Genomic DNA, 19,910 nt, shown 5'->3' on the forward strand with positions numbered 1-19,910 from the left:
TTACGAATTTGATTAATCTGTAAGTTGAGTCGTGGTGCAAAATTCAGCACCAAAAAGATTCGCAAGAGCCTAATTTCTTTGCCACTATATTTGGAGGTAGTCAAAGTGGAGAATCATCAATTAATGAAGCTAGGTGAGGTGATCTCTATCTCTACCGCTCAACACATCAATATAACCAATGAAACCTGCACAGTTAAAGAGTTCATGAGAGGACTCTCTAGTGTGGTTGAGAATTATGTAAGGGGTTATGGCAACTATCGTTGGACTGAAGCGCGAGGTCAGTGGTTCACTGAAGAAGGCGTTGAAGGACAAGTGTTGAGGTTTGGGCAAAATGAGTGGGAGTCAGGAACTTTGCGATTAAGGATCGAGTTTTGTCCTGATGAACCGGAGCCAGAACCAAAACCAGAAACGCCAGAATTGCCCTTATTAGAAGCCAGCATTGAACCGGCTGATTCTCCATTAGATGAAATTCGGCGATTGGCAGAGGAATAGGAAATGGCTAAAACTCCCCGCATCAAAATCGATCCAGCCGTTCGACAATTTGTACTCGATCGCGACAATCATCAATGCCAAAGTTGTGGCAGCCGCGATCGCCTAGAAATTGACCACATCAAATCCCTCGCCGCTGGTGGCTCCAACGACATTAGTAACTTGCAAACCCTTTGTCGCAGTTGCAATGCCCGCAAGCGCGATCGCTTCGATTCGCGGTTCGATCGCCGGTTTAATTGGTAATCATCGCCCTATTGCAATCACGGCGATCGGGCCCAGAGGATTGATCACAGGTCATGCGGATTTTGCTTGTGGAGGATGACGATCGGATCTTGCAGCCCCTGGCCGAAGCCCTGCGCGATCGCCACTACACCGTAGACCTGGCCAGCGATGGGCGATCGGGGCTGGAGTTGGCCCAATCCCTGGACTACGACTTGCTGATTTTGGATTGGATGTTGCCCCAACTCAGCGGGGTGGAACTCTGTCGGCAACTGCGAGCCGCTGGGCAAACCGTGCCGATCGTGTTGCTGACCGGGCGAGATACCAGCCGCGACAAGGTGGATGGTCTCGATGCGGGGGCCGATGATTATGTGGTGAAGCCCTTTGACTTGTCGGAATTTTTGGCGCGGGTGCGGGCCCTGTTGCGGCGGGGAACCGTGGCTACTAATCCGGTGCTGAGTTGGGGGGCGTTGGCGCTGGATCCGCGATCGTGCGAAGTCACCTACCGCCACCAGCCGATCTCCCTGTCACCGAAGGAATACGCCCTGTTGGAATTGTTCTTGCGCCATCCTGGCCGCACGTTCGATCGCGCCAGCATTCTCGATAACCTGTGGAATTTTGACGAGCCACCCACCGAAGAAGCGATCACCGCCCACATCCGCCGCCTGCGCCAAAAACTGACCGAAGCAGGCGCACCCAAAACAGCAATCGAAACGCGCTATGGCATGGGCTACCGACTTCATCCACAACTGCCGGAACTGGACGCGGGTTCTTAAGCGATCGCGCCCTGGAACTGCCCTGGCGGCCACCGAAGCCGCCCAGTTTCGGGCCCTGCGGCGGCGGTTGTTGCTGTCGTTTTTGGCGGTGATGACGACGGTGGTGGGGCTGGGGTCGATCGTGGCGATCGAGTTTTTGATCTATAGCCTCTATCAGCAGGTCGATCGACAGCTTTTGGTGTTGGCTCAGGCAGCCGGCCACAGTTTGGAGGCGATCGAGGAAGCCCACGAAGAGCAATTTGACGACGACAGCGACGAGGACGATCGGCAGCAAGCAAAAGAGCGAGCAAAGCAGGAAAGAAAAGCCAAAAAAGAGCAAGCAAAGCAAGCGAAAAAAGAGCGAGCAAGGGAACAAGAATCAGACGATGAGGACGACGATCAAGATGAGTATGAGGATGAAGATCAGGACAAAAATCAAGCGAATCAAAATCAGGCAAGAACCCTTAATACCGATCGCCCCAATGCTGCCAACTTTTTAGACGATCGCTTTTTTGAAGAACGGGAAGAACTGCGGCCGCGCCTGGATAACGATGGGGATTTGGATATTCCCTGGCAAAGTTTGCAGCAACCGGATCAGGGGGTGGAGTGGTTTAATGCGCGGGGCAAGTTGTTGGCTCGCCAAGGTCGGATCTTTCCCGCCTGGCCCCTGGCCCCGATCGCCCAACCCCAGGGGGCGATCGCCCAAGATCAACAACTCCGCACCCTGACCACGCCGCTCTATGACAGAGAACAGCAGCCCCCCAAACTCCGGGGCTATGTGCGGGTGACGGAATCGATCGACCCGATCAACAACGCTATCCAGCAACTGGGAACCGGCCTGGCGATCGGCTCGGGCCTGGCGATCGGGCTGAGTACGATCGGGGGGCTGTGGCTGACCAGGCAATCTTTGCGGCCGATCGAAGCCAGCTTTCGGAAACTGCGGCAGTTCACCGCCGATGCCTCCCATGAGTTGCGCGGGCCGCTGACGGCCATTCGCACCTCCGTGGAAGTGATGCAATCGCACCCTGAGCGGATTGACCCGGCCGATGTGGCCAAGCTGTCGGCCATCCACAACGCCACCGGTCAAATGACCCAACTGGTGGAAGACCTGTTGCTGTTGGCGCGTCAGGACACACCCGGAGCCGCCGCCCACCCGCGCCAATCGATCGACCTGCCCGAATTGCTGGAATCTTTGATCGAAACCTACGCGGATCGGGCCGCCGTGCAGCAACTGGAACTGACCGGTGAGCTGGCCCCCGCCGTTGTGTTGGGCGAGCCGCTGTTGCTGTGGCGGCTGTTTGGCAACCTACTGGATAACGCCCTGAAATACACGCCAGCGGGCGGCCGGGTGCGGGTGGTGATTCTCCCGATCGGGCGCGATCGACAAGTGCGGGTCGAAATTCACGACACGGGCATCGGCATCGCCCCGGCGGATTTGCCCCAAGTGTTCGATCGACTCTGGCGGGCCGATCGGGTGCGATCGCACCGAGAAGGTGGCTCGGGGCTGGGCCTGTCGATCGCCCAGGCGATCGCCCGATCGCACCAGGGCCAAATCACTGTCCGCAGCCAACTGAACCAAGGCAGTTGCTTCACTGTCACCTTGCCGGTTGTTACACCAAGCAGCAAAGTCTCCACCTCATAAGTGAATGTCTGAAAAGGGTTTCCCGCAAAAAGTTAATCGCCGTTGTGTGCCCCCAGTGGACAGATTTTCAAGCGGTCGCTGGATGGTTGATCGTCATTTTTTTGTCATTTTTTCTACCTAGCCTGAAAGGGGCAATGCTTCAGCAACTTCCGCCCCCTAATCAGGTTGGTTGTCCTTGAAATTTCTTGAGCATGGTGATGAATAACCTCAAACAACTACAGTTTTTTGCCGTTGGTGCGCTCACAACCTTGATGGTTTTGCCAGAAGCGGCCCTGGCTCGATCGCTGGCGGAATCTTCCCTGGAGCAACGGCAATCTTTCCAGAATTCAGCTATGGGGCAACGGCCGGCTGAGCGCTTGATTAGTGGAATCGATCGAGCCAAAGATGATGACGATGACGACTGGGATGATGACGATGATGATGACCCCATCATTCGCATTTCGGGCCGGGTGATTCGCTTTGGCGAGCGGGACGAAAACGAGTGGATTGTGGAAGCCAATGGCCGGCGATATCGCGTGGATGCGGGGCCGCGTTGGTGGCGCGATTTACCCGTTTCTGTGGGCGATCAGCTCACCGTTGAAGGCGAGTTGGATGATGGCGAATTGGATGCATTTTGGGTGCAATTGGCCAACGGAGAAACGGTGCAATTGCGAGGGCGATCGGGGCCGCCGCCTTGGTCGGGGGGTCGCCGTCGATCGCGCTAATAACCTTCTTCAAGAGAGACCCACAATCCCAACTCTGTGGCTGTCATGAGTTTGTCGTTTTTGTTGGTTACGGTTTAGGTAATCGCTGAAAACGCGAGTTTTGCAATCCCGATCGCCCAGCCGCTACCTCTCTTGGAGAATGTTCATGTCCTTGCTTCCCTTGGCTCGCTCATCTTCTGCACCGGCAAGAGTTCTGACCCGGGGGCGTTTGACCCTGGCCTTGGTCGCCGCCCTCAGCATTGTGACCAGCGCCGGTTGCAGTTCCCAAACCGCTGCCAACCCTGCGGCCAGCCCCGCCGAGTCGGCCGCCGCTAGCCCCGTTGCCAGCCCCGTTGAACCGACCGCCAGCCCTGCCCCTAGTCCGGCGGCCGGCGGTGACCTCAGCGCATTGACCGCCGTGGTAACCAAAACCCGGGCGGCGGTGGAAGCGGGAGACGCAGCCAAGGCCAAAACGGAATTTGAGCAATTTGAAACCGCTTGGAAACCCGTTGAAGATGGGATTAAGGAAAAAAATCCCAAGGCCTATGAGGCGATCGAGGAAGCCATGGACGGTGTGAGCGGGCAACTGGGCGGTAATTTGGATAAAGCCAAAGCCCTGACGGCTCTGAGCAGTTTGGAAGGGGCGATCGGGCAGGCGAAATAGGGCCAAATCAGGCAATTTCCTTGATTCTGATTGCTGGTGTTGTTGCTTGCGGATCAGGCCTGAACCGATCGCGTGATTTGCCAGGTTCAGGCAACTTGTTTCTAGAGGCTCGATCGCCCATGTTCAAAAATTTCCAAACATTCCAGAAATACCAACGAAAATATCATCGATTTCTGGCTCCGATTTTGCTGTTGCCCCTGATCTTGACGGTGATTACGGGCATGTTGGCCACCTTGGTGGAAGAATGGCATCTGCCCGGAATTAAACGCAGCCTTTTGATGGATATTCATACGGGTGAAATTTTCCATCTGGAAGCGATTTATCCTCTCTTGGATGGGTTGGGTTTGTTGGCTTTAATCCTGACGGGTATCTCGATGTTGGGATGGTTTAAACCAAAGCGCAGCCCAAAGCCGTTGGAATAGGCTAAGGGATCGTCGGGTTGCTTCTTGATGTCAGCACCCATCACCCGAAATTTATGACCGATCGCTCTCCTCAACAGCTTCCTAGCCTCAATCTAGATCACCTGCTGAATCGTCGATTTCACGGCACACCCTGGCAAGCTTTCTGGCAGGAATTTTTGGGCAACAGTGGCCATTTCCTGATTCTGAAAATTTTGTCTGATATCGCCAAAGATGGCTGGTATGCCTCCATCAATGACATTGCAGATTGGTCTTTGATTGGGGCTTTTACTCTGCAATCTTGGTTTCTCAGCCAACGCAAGATTCATCCATTTTGGGGCAACTTAATTGGCCCTAGTTGCTACACGCTGGTTGATTTGCCGTTGGATGGTTGGGAATTTTTTGAAAACCCCAGTCATTGGATGCTTTGGGGGTTTTGCTCGTTGGTGGCCATTGCCCAGGGACTCAGGTTGGCCTGGAAGCCTGCTATCGCTCGATATCTATTGCCCCTGGAAAGCATTGCCCGCACGGTGATGGTGTGGGTTGCCTATTTGATTACGACGGCGGCGTTGCACCAAGAGCCGGTGACGTTGACCTATATTCAAATCTTTTTTACGGGCGCAAGCCACGAATTTCTATTTTCAGCGCTGGTGTTTTTGGGGGTGTTGTTGGGGTTGCAATCGCTGCAACTGGCTCAGCAACAGCAACAAACCCAAGAAACTGCGGCCATTTTGCGCAATTTGGCCCAATGGGGCATGGGCAATCATGTGGTGACTTCAGCGATCGCCAATCCGTCGGCGCTGACCTTTCAGCGGGTGGAACGGGCGATCGTGTTTATGGATATTCGGGGGTTCACGACTTGGTGTGAGGCGGCGCGGCCGGAGCGGGTGGCGCAGGTGCTGAATTGTTACTACCAAGTGGTGGAACCGGTGGCGACGGTGCATCGGCCGCTGCGGGTCACGTTCACGGCGGATGAGGTGATGGTGATTTATGCGGATTTGCCCCAGGCGATGCGAGCGGCGGTGGCGATGCAGCGGGCGGCGCGATCGGTGCTGTCGGCGGAAGGGTTGGGGGCGGGCTGCGGATTACACTACGGCCCGGTGGTGGAAGGGTTGTTTGGTAGCGACGGGGTGCGTACCTACACGGCGATCGGGGACACGGTGAACACGGCCAAGCGGATTGAAGGAGCCACGCCTGCCCACCAACTCTACCTATCGGATGCGGCCTATCAACAACTCCCGATCGAACTACAAATTCACTGCCAAGCATTGCCGTCGATTCAGGCGAAGGGTAAGCGTGTTTCTGTGGCGTTGTGGCACTGGCAGGGCCGCTTGGCTGATTTTGAGGGTTAATTAGGCGGGGCGATGGGCATTCGGGGCGGTGCTGTTTTCCACATCAATTCGATTTCTTCGGGAGTGAGTTGATAGGCTTGGTTCACCAAGTCCGAAAGCCGCTGTTCTCGTCGCAAAATTTCTGCATTGCGCTGTTGAATTGGGGTTGCATAATCGCTATAGGCAAGGTCAATTGATTTAACTTGTTTGGGGCCGATCGCGGTTCCTTTGGGGCAGCGTTTTTTCAGTTCGGCGCGAAATTCATCGAGGCTAAGTTGGGCAAAGTCGGCTAATTTCTGGCCGGGTTTTTCGATGTTGAATTCAAAGGCAAGCCAGCCCATTACGTCGCGGGTTGCTTCTTGGTTGGCTTGGGTGAGTTCGATCAATTCGCTGACCAAATCTTCGGCTTCTCGGCGGATCGGTTCGGTGGGCGGGGCGATCGGTAATTGCTCAAATAAATAGCCCATTGGACTAATTGCATTGGATAGCATCCGTGTAAAATTGCGATGGCTGTAAGACCAAATCAAAGGAGAACCTAAAGCTCCAAGTAAATATCGATCTTCAGAAGGAAGAAAAAACGTTTTGTCATTTCCAAAAATTCCAGAACTATCTAAGGCATAATTTGGCAAAGTTTGAATGACTTGATAGATGATCTTAGTGGAATCAAATAGATGATAATAGTTTGCCCCATATCTACTTAAGCAATACCAAGGAAATCGATTTTGCTGAACTTCTGGTCGCTGTTTTAATGACTTTTCATATTGTCTCAGCCAATTGAGCAATGATGGATATTCATTAATTGGAAAATCCCAGCTAATGAATAATAAATGCCTCTCTGATCCGGGTGAATGCCATCGTTTAATGTCTTGACCGCGCAAGTAAGGCTTAATGAATTCAGCGCACTTAGGATCTGTACTGATCAGGCTTTGGCGCGTTTGATTGTCAATTAAAAAAGCTTGATTTAAACCCGTTACAATCCCGCGATAGGGTTTGGTTCCTGCAAAGTCAACGAGGGGAACGCCGACGCTACGGATTTTTTGCATTAGCGCATCGACCTGCGGATTTTCCAGACTCCAGGCCGCTTCAGACAGGCGCGATCGGGGGATTTCATAGCCCTCCCGCTCCACAAATTGCGCCAAATTGAGGCCCTCTAGCTGCTCCCGAGGAACCGCACAAACCAGCACTTGATTTGCCGAGTCAGACAATCCACCCCCAAGCCCATCAGACAAGGGGCTTAAGCCCCTTGCCCCAGGATTGAGAGCAGCTTTTTGCAACACGATAATGCAAGGAAACGTGTCCGCATCGCGAAAAATCGGTGCATGGCCAAAATCGATAATTTGTTCAAAAATGGTTTGTTCTGCAAAGAACTTGCGTAACGGTTCGCCATAGCCCGATCGCAACCATTTGTTGGTGACAATGTAAGACAACATCCCGCCCGGTTTCAGCAGCTTTACCCCACGTTCATAGAAATAAACATAGAGATCTGCCACCCCGTCATAACAGGCATAATGGGTTTGCAAATAGGGCTTAAAGGGCGATAGCAACTCCTGGCGCACATAGGGCGGATTGCCCAACACCACATCAAAGCCCCCATCGGCCATCACTTCTGGAAATGCCCTTTCCCAATCAAACGCTCTGGGATCAACTGCCCGATCGGCAACAATTGAATTGCCTGCTTTGATGTTGTCATCCAAATTGGTGAGCGCTTGCCCCTTTTCAGCCGTTTGTAACCATAGGGAAAGCTTTGTAATTTCGACCGACTCGGAAGACAAATCAACCCCATAAAGGTTTTGATTGAGAATTGCTTTGTTCAGGTCAAAAATTTCCCGAATGCCGCCTTGCAAGTTAGCAATTTCCGTGTTGATTTTTTCGTATTGCCGCGCCAAAAAGTTAAAGGCCGCAATTAAAAAAGCGCCCGATCCACAGGCCGGATCCAAAACGCGAATGGTTTTGAGTTCTTCGCGCCAAGCTTTCAAATAAGCCAGTTCGGCTGCTTGTCGTTGCTTGGTGTTCCGTTCAGGAATGGCATCTAACTGAAGCCGATCGCGCAGCAACGCCGATCGCTTGGATAAATAGCCGCCTAAGGCTGTTTCCACCATGTATTGCGTCACCCAAGTTGGGGTGTAAAAAACACCTTGGGTTTTGCGTTTTCCTTGCTTGACGTTGTAGGTTTCACCGGCCGCCAGCGATCGCAATTCCTCTAGATCCGTGACCGATTGCTCAAAAATTCGCCCCAGAACATCAACTGAAACTTCTGTGTCAAAGTCATAGGCCGTCAGGTTTTTGAGCCTGGTGCAAAGCCAATCGGGAACCTCAATCTCTTGATCAACGATCGGATCAAGCTTAAAAAGACCGCCGTTGTAGCCCGAAATGGGGGGCTGATCGTTGCCTTGGTCAACCCACCGAAAAATGGCTTTGAATCGCTGCCAAATGCTCGATCGGTTGTAAGGGTTATGAAAATCATGGGCCTCTTTGAGGCATTTGGCTGGCAATAGCTTTCGATCTTCGCAAAAGGCAATGAACAGGATTCGATCGAGAACTTTTTGGGCCGCTTCAATAAACTCCGCCTGTCGATCGCTCCAATCTTTGCTATACCGACCCTTAAAAAACTGCACCAACTGTTGGCGCACATCTTTGTAATCTTGGTAGAGCTTTTCGGTGATCGCTTCTTCGGCTTCGTTGGACTCTGCCAACAACTCATCCAGCCGCGAGCGATCACCTTCATGGGCGCTGGCGGGCAAAAAGTTTTCCCTACAAAGCAGAAAATAAAAGCGCTTGAATGCTTCCAAATCTGCTAAATCTTCTAAGAAAAATTGCTCACAGCAAGCAGGCGTTTTGTTGGTGTGATAAAGCCGCAATTCGCGATAGTTGGAAACAATCACCCAGCGACAACCCATGGTGTAGTTGGCATAGCGCCAGCCCTGTTCCACCGGGGATTCTTGTCCTTTGTGGCGTGTGTCGAGATCGGTTTTGGTTCCTTTCAGCTCAATGGGGGCCACCACACGGCCGGTGAGCTTTTGTTTGCCGCCGGAACCCGTAACCGCAGAAAACAGCCCGATCGCCCCATCCGCAAAGCCGCCACCGCCATCGATATGCTTTTCGGCGTGCAATTCCCAATGTTGTCCTTGGCCACCCACAATGCTGCGATAGCCCAAGGCATCCCGGAAAATATCGCCCAGGAAATCGCCATGCAAAGAGGTTTCTTTGACGGCTTTTAAAGAGTTGCTTTTGAGCACTGTTGCCCAATTTTTAACGGGAGCATGACGCGCCTCCAAATCTGCTGGAAATTCAAACGCTTTGAGGGCAGTTTGTAGGGTTTTGCCATGAAACAAAGCGGGAAAGGTGACGCGCACAACTCAAACTCCTAACTCCAACGGGCCAGAACAACCCTTTGTTCTAACCTATGACTAACTTTAGCTCACTTGAACGAAAGAACTGAAGCGAAAAACCTGAGCTGAGTTGCACTACAGCCTTTACTGAAAATAATTGGCACGCCATATCGCAGATGCCATGGAGCAATGATTCGGTGGGCACTGCCCACCCTACAGGCTAAGTTGAGTTGCCCGAAGTTGAATGGCTAGGCCTTGGGGCGAAACAGGGCAAAAACGGAGGTGTAACCGTGAATAAAGGTTGTGCCACCCACGGGGCCAATTTCACCGTTGCAGAAAAAGCCCGCCACGGGCATCAGACCCAAATATTTTTGCAACAGGCAGGAATCAAAATTGGCTTTGTTATAAAGCCCTTGGCCACGGCCCACACAGGCAAACATCAAGGCCCCGATCGGGTCGGGCTGTTCCGATGGGCGATCGCGCAAATACCGTTCCAACAGGGCGCGTAGGTCTTCGGCGGAGGTGTCCGCATCTCGCAAATGAAACTGAATCCGTTGGCCCCGGCGGATTCGATCGCCGATCGCGATCGCGCCGCCGCTGGGATCCACCCCCAACAGGTTGCGAATCAGGAAATCGCCGGGTTCCAGGGTTTGGCGAAAGGCATCGCGGGCCAGACCCACAAAAAGGGAATATTGCGCCAGTTCGCGATCCTTGTCGCTGAGTTCTTCAATTAGTTGCCGCAGGGCCTTGAGGGGGGCTTGGGGTTTGTCGGCGATCGTGTCTTTGTCCATCTGAATCGACACTTGCATCACGATGTTGCGCTCGCATTCCGTGACCCACAGGGGCTGACCGATCGGGCGGCAACCTTGGGCCACAATCGGCTCAATCACCACATCGCCGCTGAGGGCCACCCCCACCGCGCCCGATCGATAGGCCTGATAGTCCGCAAAGAGTTGCTTGGTTTCCCGAAAGGAGTCCCCGCTGGCCAAGCCGCCCACGGTCACGGAGCCGGGATAGGCATAGTCCAGCCCTTGCAGCAGGTCGTTCATTTGCACCAACCCCGGATCCGCAAAGACCAAAAAGTTAGGGTTCGTGGCGGGATCTGCCCCGATCGCCTCAATCCAGGGTTGGGGCGGCCCATCCAAATCGGGCAGGGCCTCGCGATCGATGTGAAAGGTTTGGATGGTGACGTTGGGTAACCGAGCGGCCATCACGCAGAGGGCCGGATCATCTTCCACCTCTTCCACCTGTTGCGGATCCAGGTTGCCCACAACGCCGCTGCCCCCACAGCCCGCCATGGCCCGAGCGGGCAGGCGATCGCGCAGCAGGGGCATCAGCCGCGCATATTCGCTGCTAAAGGCCGATGAAATGAAGACCAGCAACAAATCTGGCGGTTGCCCCAAGGTGGCCAAAACACGCTGGCTGACCTCATCAATGGCCGCTTCTAGGGATGGTTGCTTGGAAACGGCGCTGACCCATTTCATTTGGTCACTCATGGGGGTTGTCCTCCTGCGGGCGCGGGTCGATCGCTCGGATCGAGTCGGATCAAGATCCTAACCCGGGAGCCTCTGGCCAAGGGCGATCGTGCAGCGAACTGTTGCAAATGAAGTGAGGAGCCGTTTGGATTTACACGGAGGTGGTTTCCCGGACTAATTTGTCCCAACCCAACTCCTTCAGTGCGCCGTTACGACGCAAGGGGCGCGTCACCAATTCCAAAATGTCGCGGGTGCTGCCGAAGCCGTGAATTTGGGCAAAGGTAAACTCCACCGACCACTTGGTATTAATGCCGCGTGCTTCCAAGGGATTGGCGTGGGCCATGCCGGTAATCACCAAATCCGGCTGCAAATCATAGATGCGCTGAATTTGATTGTAGTTGTCCGGCTTTTCAACAATCCGGGGCAATTCCACCCCCATTTCCTGACAGGTTTTGGTCAACAAATCCAGCTCGGCCCCTTGGTAGCGCTTGTCCATGTAGGGAATGCCAATTTCCGGCACAGTTGCCCCACAACGAATCAGGAACCGCGCCATGGAAACTTCGAGCAAATTGTCACCCATGAAGAAAATAGACTTGCCCCGAATCAGTTGCACATAGTCTTCCACGCTCTGCCAAATTTGTGCTTCCCGCTCGGCCAGTCCTTGGGGTTCAATGCCCAACACAGCACAGATTTTTTCGATCCAAGCGCGAGTGCCATCGGGCCCGATCGGGAAGGGTGCGCCAATCAATTTGCACTTGCGCCGCCGCATGAAGGCCGTGGCCGTGCGCGAGAGGAATGGATTCACCCCGGATGCGTAGTAGCCTTCGGCCAAAGCGGGCAATTCTGTGTAGCGTTTGGCGGGTAACCAGCCGGCTAATTTAATCCCTTGGCGCTTCAGTTCGAGGGTCAATTGTGTGACGATCGGGTCAGGCACTGAGCCAAACAACACCAGCGGTTGATGGTTCACATAGCCCGCTTCGTCTTCTTGGATTTCTTCTTTCTTTTTGCCAAAGTTCAGCAATTTTTGAATGGCGTTGCGATCGTCTGCGGCGGCGGGGGTTTGTTGGGTGGCATCGGGGCAGCGCTGCACCATGGCCGCCAGCACCGTATCTTCCCCTTGGGTAAAGGCATAATCCAGCCCATTGGCGCGGGCCACCACGATCGGGATGCCGATTTCTGCTTCTAGTTTGGGGGCAATTCCTTCCAGATCCATCTTGATGATTTCGGTGGTGCAAGTGCCGATCCAAACAATCACCGACGGGTTGCGATCGCGCTTGATATCTTCACAGAGTCGTTTCAGTTCTGCATAGTCATTCAACTGAGCAGAAATATCCCCTTCCTCGAGTTCCGCCATGGCATAGCGTGGCTCGGCAAAAATCATCACACCCATGGCATTTTGCAAGAAATAGCCACAGGTTTTCGTGCCAATCACTAAGAAGAAACTATCTTCGATTTTTTGATAGAGCCAAGCGACGCAACTGATCGGGCAAAAGGTGTGATAATTGCCCGTTTCGCAGTCGAATTGGAGGGCGGGGGTGTTGGGTTCGATCGTGGCAGTCATCGGCTGTTCCTCACAGGTAAAACGGTTGAGTGTTGGGGGATGAATCGGAGGGGCGTATGGCTGTACGTCCTGATCCAGAAGTTTGACTGCAACCCGCTACCCTGACCGCGATCGAACCCTGAATTTCGCTGAATTTAAAAGGTCGATCGCTCCCAAATGGGAATCAGCTCAGCATCGCGGGTGCGGCCATTGCAGTCGGTTTCCTCAAGCTGTTCGATCGGGGGTTGGGCAAACTCGATCGGCGCAGGATCGCTGGCGGGTAACAGGATGGCGGGACGGTTGCGGCGTTCGCGGGCGGCGGCCTTGGCGGCTAGCTCCAATTCCCGATCGGGGTCAAAGTCCAGCCCCAGCGCTTCGATCACCCGATCGGGATCGCTGCTGAGATCCACCAACAGCGGCATCAACTCCGTCACTCGTGGTTCCAGCACCGTCGCCGTCGCCAACAAAAAACTCGACAGGGGGCGGCGGTGGCCCAACTCGCTTTCTGTCCAAATGGCCATGCGGGCTAACCAGGAACGGTTATCGCGGTAATAGTCCAGCCACTTTTGACGGAGCGATCGGCGCAACTGTTCAACGTTCATAGGGCGGAAGATCGGTGGACTTTGGAGATATCAAACCTCGATCGAGCCTACCTGATTAATCCCTATCCGGGCGCAGCAGTTGCAGGGGAGTTGTGGGGCCTTGGGCGGAGGGCGCACAGCGGTGCGCCCCTACGTTTTGCCTTGGTTTTGTCGATCGCCCAACCGATCGCCCGTCGTTGGGGGGCAAAGGGCTTAAGCCCCTGGTCTGGACTGGGGTTCCGCCCTTACACCATCATCAATTCGGGTTCGGGTTCCGTCGTCTTTGGTTCTTGCGGGTTCAGATAGAAGTCCGACAGCATCGAGAACAACTCCCGATCGGGTGATCCGTCAGGAACCACGCCCTCCGGCATCGCCAACAGTTGGTCGGCAATGTTCAAGTAATAGTCACAAACCGGCAGCAACGACGGGTCAGACTCCGCCATCTCAAACAGCGTTTTGCCCTTCACCCGCGACACGCGAATATCTTCAATCAGCGGCAAAATTTCCAGCACCGGCATCGGCACGGCGCTGACATATTTATCAATCAGATCCCGCTTGGAAGTTCGGTTGCCAATCAAGCCCGCCAGCCGCAGCTTGTGCGTCCGCGCCTTTTCGCGCACCGAAGCCGCAATCCGATTGGCCGCAAACAGCGCATCAAAGCCGTTGTCCGTGACGATCACGCAGTAGTCCGCATAGTTCAAAGGAGCCGCAAAGCCGCCGCAAACCACATCGCCCAGCACGTCAAACAAAATCACGTCGTACTCATCAAAGGCGTTCAGCTCCCGCAGCAGCTTCACCGTTTCGCCCACCACGTAGCCCCCGCAGCCCGCGCCGGCCGGCGGCCCGCCCGCTTCCACGCAATGCACGCCGCCATAGCCCTTGTGGATCACGTCATCGGGCCAAACGTCTTCGTAGTGATAGCTCTTGGCTTGCAGGGTGTCGATGATCGTGGGGATCAGGTAGCCCGTGAGCGTGAAGGTGCTGTCGTGTTTCGGATCGCAGCCAATTTGCAGCACTTTTTTGCCACGACGGGCGAGGGCCACGGAGATGTTGCAACTGGTGGTGGATTTGCCGATGCCACCTTTGCCATAGACAGCGAGTTTCACGGGGGAGTCCTCTGGGGAAATCTGGTTGGAACAGGACTGGAGCAGGAATGCAACGGGGATTTAGTCTCGGTCAAGCTCAATCAATCTCGGTCAAGCTCGATCAAGCTCAGTCAGGCGGGGTCAATCTCGCTTGGTCTTCGCCAATCTCGGTGAGCTGCCCGAGTCCTGAACCGGCAGACCGAGCGCGATCGAAATGAGCGAGATGGCAAAAATCAGAACCGGAGCATTGAAGCCTGAGCAGAGGGGCCGATCGGGAATGGGATTAATCGCGAATGAAGCTCAGCGGTAACGAAAATCGGGAATGCAGCCAAAAAACTGAGTTGGGGGTGGGCAGCCCTGGAGCGATCGCGGTTGGTTGCCCCACCGATGGCATTATCAGCAGATTTTTCCCGAAAGGAAAGCAAGGCTAATTTTGTCCGGCCGCGCCAGAAGCCTAAGGGCTGACCCTAAATTCAAAAAATGGTTTTAAAGCTGATCAAAATCAAAAAAATGCGTTTTTAAGCCAGATTAATTAAATTTAGGTTTTTATTTATATAAAAATAAAACCAAAACCAAAACATAACTTCCTAGACCAGCCCAGCCCTTAATTCAGAGCCTGCTCGACTCCCTCATCAGTTTGGGCTTTCCCAAAGGCGGATCCGAGGGCGATCGCACCCCAAAACAGCCGGGCGATCGAGAAATTTGGCGCTGTTTGTTAAGAATTCAATCAAAGCGGGGAGGGTTGGCAGAAAACCAGGCGGCGGGATCGATCGATCAGCTCACCCTTGGCAGCGATCCCCGATCGGGAGTTGCGCCCACTCGTCAAGGAAGCCAGAATCGATCGGCCGCTGGCGAGTGGTTTGTGGCAAATTGGTGGCAGCATCGAGCCAGTTGTGTTACGCCATCTGGTGTTGCCCAATGGTGCAACGGCCCAAAACGCCTGCTGTTTTTGAAATCTCTCCGAGTCCTGTTGTTGCCGAGGGTTGCCCGTTATGTCTTTTGAGGTGTTGTTGATCCTGATCCTGGCGCTGATTTTTCTGTTGCAGTGGCTTGATGGACTCGATCGCGATCGACGCAAGGCAATTGAAGTGCGCCAAAAGGCTGAAGCGGATCTCCTCAATATGTTGATGTTGCGTAAATCCTTGGCAGATTTGTTGAAAAAATTGGCGGCGAACCCTGGCGACATGAGCTTGCAACAACAGGTTTTAGCCTCGATGCGAGTGCAGGAGGATGCCAAAGGAACCGGCCTGGGTTATGGCTCCCTGTTGGCGCTTTTTGAGGCGAATTCCGGTGATAAAACCCTGCGCAAAACGGTGCTAGAGGCGGGCCGGATTCACTACGGCAAGATTGCGGGCGGGGTGGCTTCGTTGGATGATGAACGCCGAGTCATGAACGATATTGCCGTTCGATCGTAGGAATAATCGCACGGGTGCTGAAGGTTGCTCCTCCGGGCGATCGCGGGGTGAGTTTTCCCCTTGGAGGTCAAGGCTTTTGGCAGTAATGTTTTTAAAGCTAGTAGGGTGGGCATCGCCCACCACCCTCTAGCCCAAGTAGTATCCAGCCCCAAAGTCACAACTCCCCTCTCCCCAGTAGTGACCGGATTCATTGGGCGATGCGTCGTAGGTGGGCACTGCCCACCCTACAGGCTGAACTCATTCTTGGAACTGCCTCGGGCATCAGCCTCGAAAGTTTTGTTTGGGAAACTGTTTCTTCGATTCGCAAGCCGGGAAACCTGGTCTGAGCTGTTTATGGTTTTGTCAAACCCTGCCCTTAAATTGCCCGCTGCGATCGCCCTTGTCTGCGTCTTGACCGGTTGCGCCCAAAGCAAAGTGGCCCAATGCAAACAATTGGTGACCATTGCCAACTTGGCCAACGAAACGGCCCGGGAAGCCGCCACCGGTAAACCGGAGGCCATGCGCCGTGCCGCTGAATCGTTCGATCGAGCTGCCCAGGATTTGGGCAAGTTGCCGCTCAGTGATACGCAATTAAAAGACCATCGATCGCGCTTGGCGGATATTTACACCGACACCAGCCGCAGCACCCGTGAATTTTTGAACGCCATTCAGCAAAAGGATCGCAACCTGGCTGAAATTGCGGTGCAATCGCTGGAGCAGTCCGCCAACAATGAGCGCAACCTGATCCAAACCATTAATCAAACCTGTCAGGTGGCTGAATCTGCCGCCAGCAATCCGACCCAGCCGAATCCCCCAGCGCCGTGAGATCTATTTACCGCTGATCACCGCTAATTCCCGCTGAGACAACCCACAGAGCGCGGTTTTCTGGAGGCCGATCGCGGGGCCATCAGTCTCGCGATCGACCCTTGCATTAGAACCAGTCGTCCTCATCGTCCCAATTGTCGTTGTAGGTCGATCGCCGATCGCGCGGTTGGTTGCTGCCGCCCATGTTGTTGTTGCGGGCTTCCCGTCGATCGCCCGATCGCCCTGACCCATCCCGAGGGGCGGGCCGGCTGGGGCGATCGGCTGGATTCCCATAGCCGCCGCCATAGCCCAAATCGTAGGGATCGCGCGATGCCGGGCGGCTCGGTTCCCGGCGGCGATCGCCCTGGCCGTTCGGTTCATTCCAACCCCGATCGCCTCGGCCCGGGTCGCCGCCTCGGCCCAAGTCGCCGCCTCGGCCGTAATCGTTGCGGCCATAGTCGTTGCGCCCGTAATCATTCCGACCGTAGTTGTAGTCACGATCGTAGCGGTCGCCGCCACCCAACACCGCGTCGCGTCCATCCTGGAAGGTGCGCCGAATGGAACCAAAGAAGTTGTCGTCATCTTCCTCGGCATAGCGATCGCGCACGTCCCGATTCAGGTTGTAGATCGCGTCTTGCAAGTCAGCCTGGGTGCGATCGATCTCGATGTCGTCACTGGCGGCGATCGCCTCGCGCAGGGCCTTAACGGTTTTCTCGATCGCCCGCCGATGCACCTCCACAAACTGCATCCCAAAATCGAGGGTCGCTTCCCGCAATTGCCGCTCGGCCTGGAAGGTGAGCGCTTCGGCCCGGTTGCGCTTGTCCACCCGATCGCGCTGCGATCGATCCTGGTCGGCAAACTGCTGGGCCTCCTCGATCGCCTGGCGCACATCCGCCTCGTTCAGGGTCGAAGCATCCTGGATAATCACGCTTTGCTCGCGGCCCGTGGTCATGTCCAGGGCCGTCACCTGCAAAATGCCATTCGCATCGATGTCAAAGGCCACGCGCACTTGGGGCACACCACGCGGCGCGGGCGGCAAGCCCTTGAGGATAAATTTTCCGAGGGATTTGTTGTTGGCCGCCATTTCCCGCTCCCCTTGCAGGATATGGATTTCCACCTGGGTTTGGTTGTTTTCGCTGGTGGAAAACATGTCCGATCGCCGCACGGGAATTGTCGTGTTGCGCGGAATCAGCTTTTTCATCACGCCGCCGGAGGTTTCCAGCCCCAAGGACAGGGGTGTCACGTCCAGCAGCAAAATATCTTTCACTTCGCCGCCCAGGATGCCCGCCTGGATCGCCGCGCCCACGGCTACCACCTCATCGGGGTTGACGTTTTGGCTCGGTTCCTTGCCCACGAGCGATCGCACCACGTCCTGCACAAAGGGAATTCGTGTGGAGCCGCCCACCAACACCACTTCATCGATTTGTGACGGCCGCAACCCCGCATCCATAAAAGCCCGCTTCAGGGGTGCGCGAATCCGTTCGATCAAGTCTGTGCAAAGGCCCTCAAACTGCGATCGGGTCAGGCGGGTTTCCAAATGCTTCGGCCCGTCCTCCGTGGCGGTGATGAAGGGCAAATTAATTTCCGTCGCGCCCACGCCGGACAGCTCGATTTTGGCCTTTTCCGCCGCTTCCGTCAGCCGTTGCAGGGATTGGCGATCGCGCCGCAGATCCAGTCCCTCGGTTTCCAGGAACTGCTCCGCCAGCCAATCCACAATTTTGCGATCGAAATCATTCCCGCCCAATTGCGTATCGCCGCTGGTGGCCTTCACCTCAAAGACCCCATCGCCCACCTCCAGCAGGGACACATCAAACGTGCCGCCCCCGAGGTCAAACACCAACACCGTTTGGCTACTGGCGCGATCGAGACCATAGGCCAAGGCCGCCGCCGTCGGTTCATTAATAATCCGCTTCACATCCAGTCCGGCAATCCGCCCCGCATCGCGCGTGGCCTGCCGCTGGGAATCGTTGAAATAGGCCGGAACCGTAATCACCGCGCCGGTCACGGGCTGGCCCAAATAGCGTTCGGCTTCGTCGGCCAGCTTCCGCAAAATCATCGCTGACAGTTCTTCCGCCGGAAAGTCGCGCTGCAACTTGGGGCACACCACCCGCACATTGCCCTCCTCATTGCGCCGAATCGTGTAGGGCACGCGCTTTGAAGAAGGCGACAGCTCATCGTATTTGCGGCCAATGAACCGCTTCAGCCCATAAAAAGTGTTTTGCGGATTCAACACCGTTTGGCGGCGAGCCAGTTGCCCCACCACCTTTTCGCCATCTTTGTTGAACCCAACGACGGACGGGGTGGTTCTCATCCCTTCGGCATTGGCAATGACGACGGGTTTCCCGCCTTCCATGACGGCCACGACGGAGTTGGTCGTACCGAGATCGATGCCAACGACTTTTCCCATTGCTTGGTTGCTTGTCTCTTGTTGCGGCTGCGAGTGGCTGAGGGGGCGATCGGGAGGGCCGTTCAGCCGAGTTGGATGAATGAACCAGCCCAATGACTGGCGCTTGAGATTGAGGGGCCCAGACAAGGGGCTTAAGCCCCTTGCCCCCCGAATCTCAAGGAATTTGCGGGGGACAGACTCAGCGCCCGATCGCGCGTTAAGAATCTTGTCGGCTTCATTCTATCCTGTGGCTTCCCATCCACCGAACCGAGGCGCGATCGAAACCGGAATCAGCCTCGGCCAAAATCCTTTGCCAGAATGGAGACTGTTAGGCCGCAATGCCAGGAGCGTCGCCCCATGCTGCCATCCTTCCTAGAATCATTGCCCAACGCTGACGAACTCCCCGATTCTTGCGATATTCCCGTGGATAACGAAGACCAGAATTTTATTCCCAACGTCCTCTTATTCTTGCTGGAATACATTTGGAAGCATCGGGAAGACTGGTTTTTTGCGGTTGATATGGGGGTTTACCACGCCACGGGGCCTCATCCGAAAGTGCCTGTGATTCCCGATGGCTTTTTGAGCCTGGGGGTCGATCGCCGCAAGAATGGTAAACCACGCCGCAGCTATATCACCTGGACGGAAAACAACATTCCACCGATTTTGACCCTGGAGGTAGTTTCCTACACACCGGGTGAAGAGTATGACGAAAAAATGGCAATTTACGCCCGACTGGGGGTGTTGTATTACGTGATCTACAATCCCGAATTTTGGCGGCGGGATGGTCACTTGCCCTTAGAGGTTTACAAGCTGGTGGAGGGAACCTATCAACTTCAGGTGGGTGAACCCTGCTGGATGCCGGAAATTGGCTTAGGGATTGGGCGCGATCGGCTGGTGGATGACCCGTTCGATCGGGAAGTCCTGACTTGGTGCGACGCTCAGGGCCGACGCTATCGCAGCGAGGCAGAGGTGGAGCGCGATCGGGCGGCCGCCGAACGCCAACGGGCCGCAACCGAGGCCCAGCGAGCGGACGAGGCCCAGCAACGGGCTGACGAGGCCCAGCAACGAGCCGATCGCCTGGCGGAGCGGTTGCGGGAGTTGGGCATTGATCCGGAGGCGATCGAGTCGGATTGAT

At 55.1% G+C, this 19,910-nt stretch carries 18 protein-coding genes; 12 read left to right on the plus strand and 6 right to left on the minus strand.

The genetic code is table 11. From position 1 onward, the window contains the following. The first annotated feature begins 24 nt into the window (after positions 1 to 24). From H6G52_RS09590 to H6G52_RS09625, 8 genes are all read left to right on the plus strand, one after another. Positions 25 to 492 (plus strand): KGK domain-containing protein, encoded by a 468-nt coding sequence (locus H6G52_RS09590; RefSeq protein WP_190527958.1) that lies wholly within the window; start codon positions 25 to 27, stop codon positions 490 to 492. Positions 493 to 495: 3 nt separating this feature from the next. After that, the gene (locus H6G52_RS09595; protein WP_099533703.1) at positions 496 to 732 is read left to right on the plus strand and encodes an HNH endonuclease; all 237 of its coding nucleotides are present in this window, start codon (positions 496 to 498) and stop codon (positions 730 to 732) included. A 53-nt stretch (positions 733 to 785) separates the two neighbouring features. Next, entirely contained in the window at positions 786 to 1,484 is a 699-nt protein-coding gene (locus tag H6G52_RS09600) for a response regulator transcription factor (RefSeq protein ID WP_190527960.1), read from the plus strand. Next, positions 1,429 to 3,105, plus strand: coding sequence for a cell wall metabolism sensor histidine kinase WalK (locus H6G52_RS09605; RefSeq protein ID WP_190527962.1), 1,677 nt, complete (start codon positions 1,429 to 1,431; stop codon positions 3,103 to 3,105). The genes H6G52_RS09600 and H6G52_RS09605 overlap by 56 nt, the downstream gene beginning before the upstream one ends. A gap of 197 nt (positions 3,106 to 3,302) precedes the next feature. Continuing rightward, positions 3,303 to 3,809: a hypothetical protein gene (locus H6G52_RS09610; RefSeq protein ID WP_190527964.1), complete on the plus strand. Its 507-nt coding sequence runs from the start codon at positions 3,303 to 3,305 to the stop codon at positions 3,807 to 3,809. Positions 3,810 to 3,954: 145 nt separating this feature from the next. Then, positions 3,955 to 4,452, plus strand: coding sequence for a DUF4363 domain-containing protein (locus H6G52_RS09615; protein WP_190527966.1), 498 nt, complete (start codon positions 3,955 to 3,957; stop codon positions 4,450 to 4,452). A 119-nt stretch (positions 4,453 to 4,571) separates the two neighbouring features. Continuing rightward, positions 4,572 to 4,874 carry a peptidase gene (locus H6G52_RS09620; protein WP_099533749.1) on the plus strand — a complete coding sequence of 101 codons (303 nt, stop codon included), beginning with the start codon at positions 4,572 to 4,574 and terminating at the stop codon, positions 4,872 to 4,874. 53 nt (positions 4,875 to 4,927) lie between these two features. After that, a complete protein-coding gene (locus H6G52_RS09625; protein ID WP_190527968.1) occupies positions 4,928 to 6,202 on the plus strand; it encodes an adenylate/guanylate cyclase domain-containing protein in 1,275 nt (424 codons plus the stop codon). On the opposite strand, the gene H6G52_RS09630 is transcribed toward H6G52_RS09625, so the two are convergent. From H6G52_RS09630 to bchL, 5 genes are all read right to left on the minus strand, one after another. Then, on the minus strand, positions 6,199 to 9,534 hold the full coding sequence (locus tag H6G52_RS09630; RefSeq protein ID WP_190527970.1) for a DNA methyltransferase: 3,336 nt from the start codon (positions 9,532 to 9,534) through the stop codon (positions 6,199 to 6,201). The genes H6G52_RS09625 and H6G52_RS09630 overlap by 4 nt on opposite strands. Before the next feature lie 224 nt (positions 9,535 to 9,758). Beyond that, on the minus strand, positions 9,759 to 11,006 hold the full coding sequence (locus H6G52_RS09635) for an FIST N-terminal domain-containing protein (RefSeq protein WP_242026303.1): 1,248 nt from the start codon (positions 11,004 to 11,006) through the stop codon (positions 9,759 to 9,761). A gap of 130 nt (positions 11,007 to 11,136) precedes the next feature. After that, the gene (locus H6G52_RS09640) at positions 11,137 to 12,546 is read right to left on the minus strand and encodes a ferredoxin:protochlorophyllide reductase (ATP-dependent) subunit N (RefSeq protein ID WP_099533691.1); all 1,410 of its coding nucleotides are present in this window, start codon (positions 12,544 to 12,546) and stop codon (positions 11,137 to 11,139) included. 134 nt (positions 12,547 to 12,680) lie between these two features. Then, the gene (locus H6G52_RS09645; RefSeq protein ID WP_190354603.1) at positions 12,681 to 13,127 is read right to left on the minus strand and encodes a DUF5331 domain-containing protein; all 447 of its coding nucleotides are present in this window, start codon (positions 13,125 to 13,127) and stop codon (positions 12,681 to 12,683) included. 224 nt (positions 13,128 to 13,351) lie between these two features. Beyond that, positions 13,352 to 14,212 (minus strand): ferredoxin:protochlorophyllide reductase (ATP-dependent) iron-sulfur ATP-binding protein, encoded by an 861-nt coding sequence (gene bchL, locus H6G52_RS09650; protein ID WP_099533688.1) that lies wholly within the window; start codon positions 14,210 to 14,212, stop codon positions 13,352 to 13,354. Positions 14,213 to 14,828: 616 nt separating this feature from the next. Between bchL and H6G52_RS09655 the strand changes: the two genes are divergently transcribed. From H6G52_RS09655 to H6G52_RS09665, 3 genes are all read left to right on the plus strand, one after another. Continuing rightward, positions 14,829 to 15,194 carry a hypothetical protein gene (locus tag H6G52_RS09655; protein WP_099533686.1) on the plus strand — a complete coding sequence of 122 codons (366 nt, stop codon included), beginning with the start codon at positions 14,829 to 14,831 and terminating at the stop codon, positions 15,192 to 15,194. After that, positions 15,175 to 15,606, plus strand: a complete 432-nt coding sequence (locus tag H6G52_RS09660; protein ID WP_190527972.1) for a hypothetical protein — start codon at positions 15,175 to 15,177, stop codon at positions 15,604 to 15,606. The genes H6G52_RS09655 and H6G52_RS09660 overlap by 20 nt, the downstream gene beginning before the upstream one ends. A gap of 333 nt (positions 15,607 to 15,939) precedes the next feature. Beyond that, positions 15,940 to 16,410 (plus strand): hypothetical protein, encoded by a 471-nt coding sequence (locus H6G52_RS09665; RefSeq protein ID WP_099533683.1) that lies wholly within the window; start codon positions 15,940 to 15,942, stop codon positions 16,408 to 16,410. A 106-nt stretch (positions 16,411 to 16,516) separates the two neighbouring features. On the opposite strand, the gene dnaK is transcribed toward H6G52_RS09665, so the two are convergent. Beyond that, a complete protein-coding gene (gene dnaK, locus H6G52_RS09670; RefSeq protein WP_190527974.1) occupies positions 16,517 to 18,796 on the minus strand; it encodes a molecular chaperone DnaK in 2,280 nt (759 codons plus the stop codon). 336 nt (positions 18,797 to 19,132) lie between these two features. Here dnaK and H6G52_RS09675 point away from each other — a divergent pair, with 336 nt between their 5' ends. Next, positions 19,133 to 19,909 (plus strand): Uma2 family endonuclease, encoded by a 777-nt coding sequence (locus H6G52_RS09675; RefSeq protein ID WP_190527976.1) that lies wholly within the window; start codon positions 19,133 to 19,135, stop codon positions 19,907 to 19,909. The last annotated feature ends 1 nt before the right edge of the window (position 19,910 follow it).

Origin of the sequence: Limnothrix sp. FACHB-881, from assembly GCF_014698135.1 — a bacterium.
Lineage (GTDB): Bacteria > Cyanobacteriota > Cyanobacteriia > CACIAM-69d > CACIAM-69d > CACIAM-69d.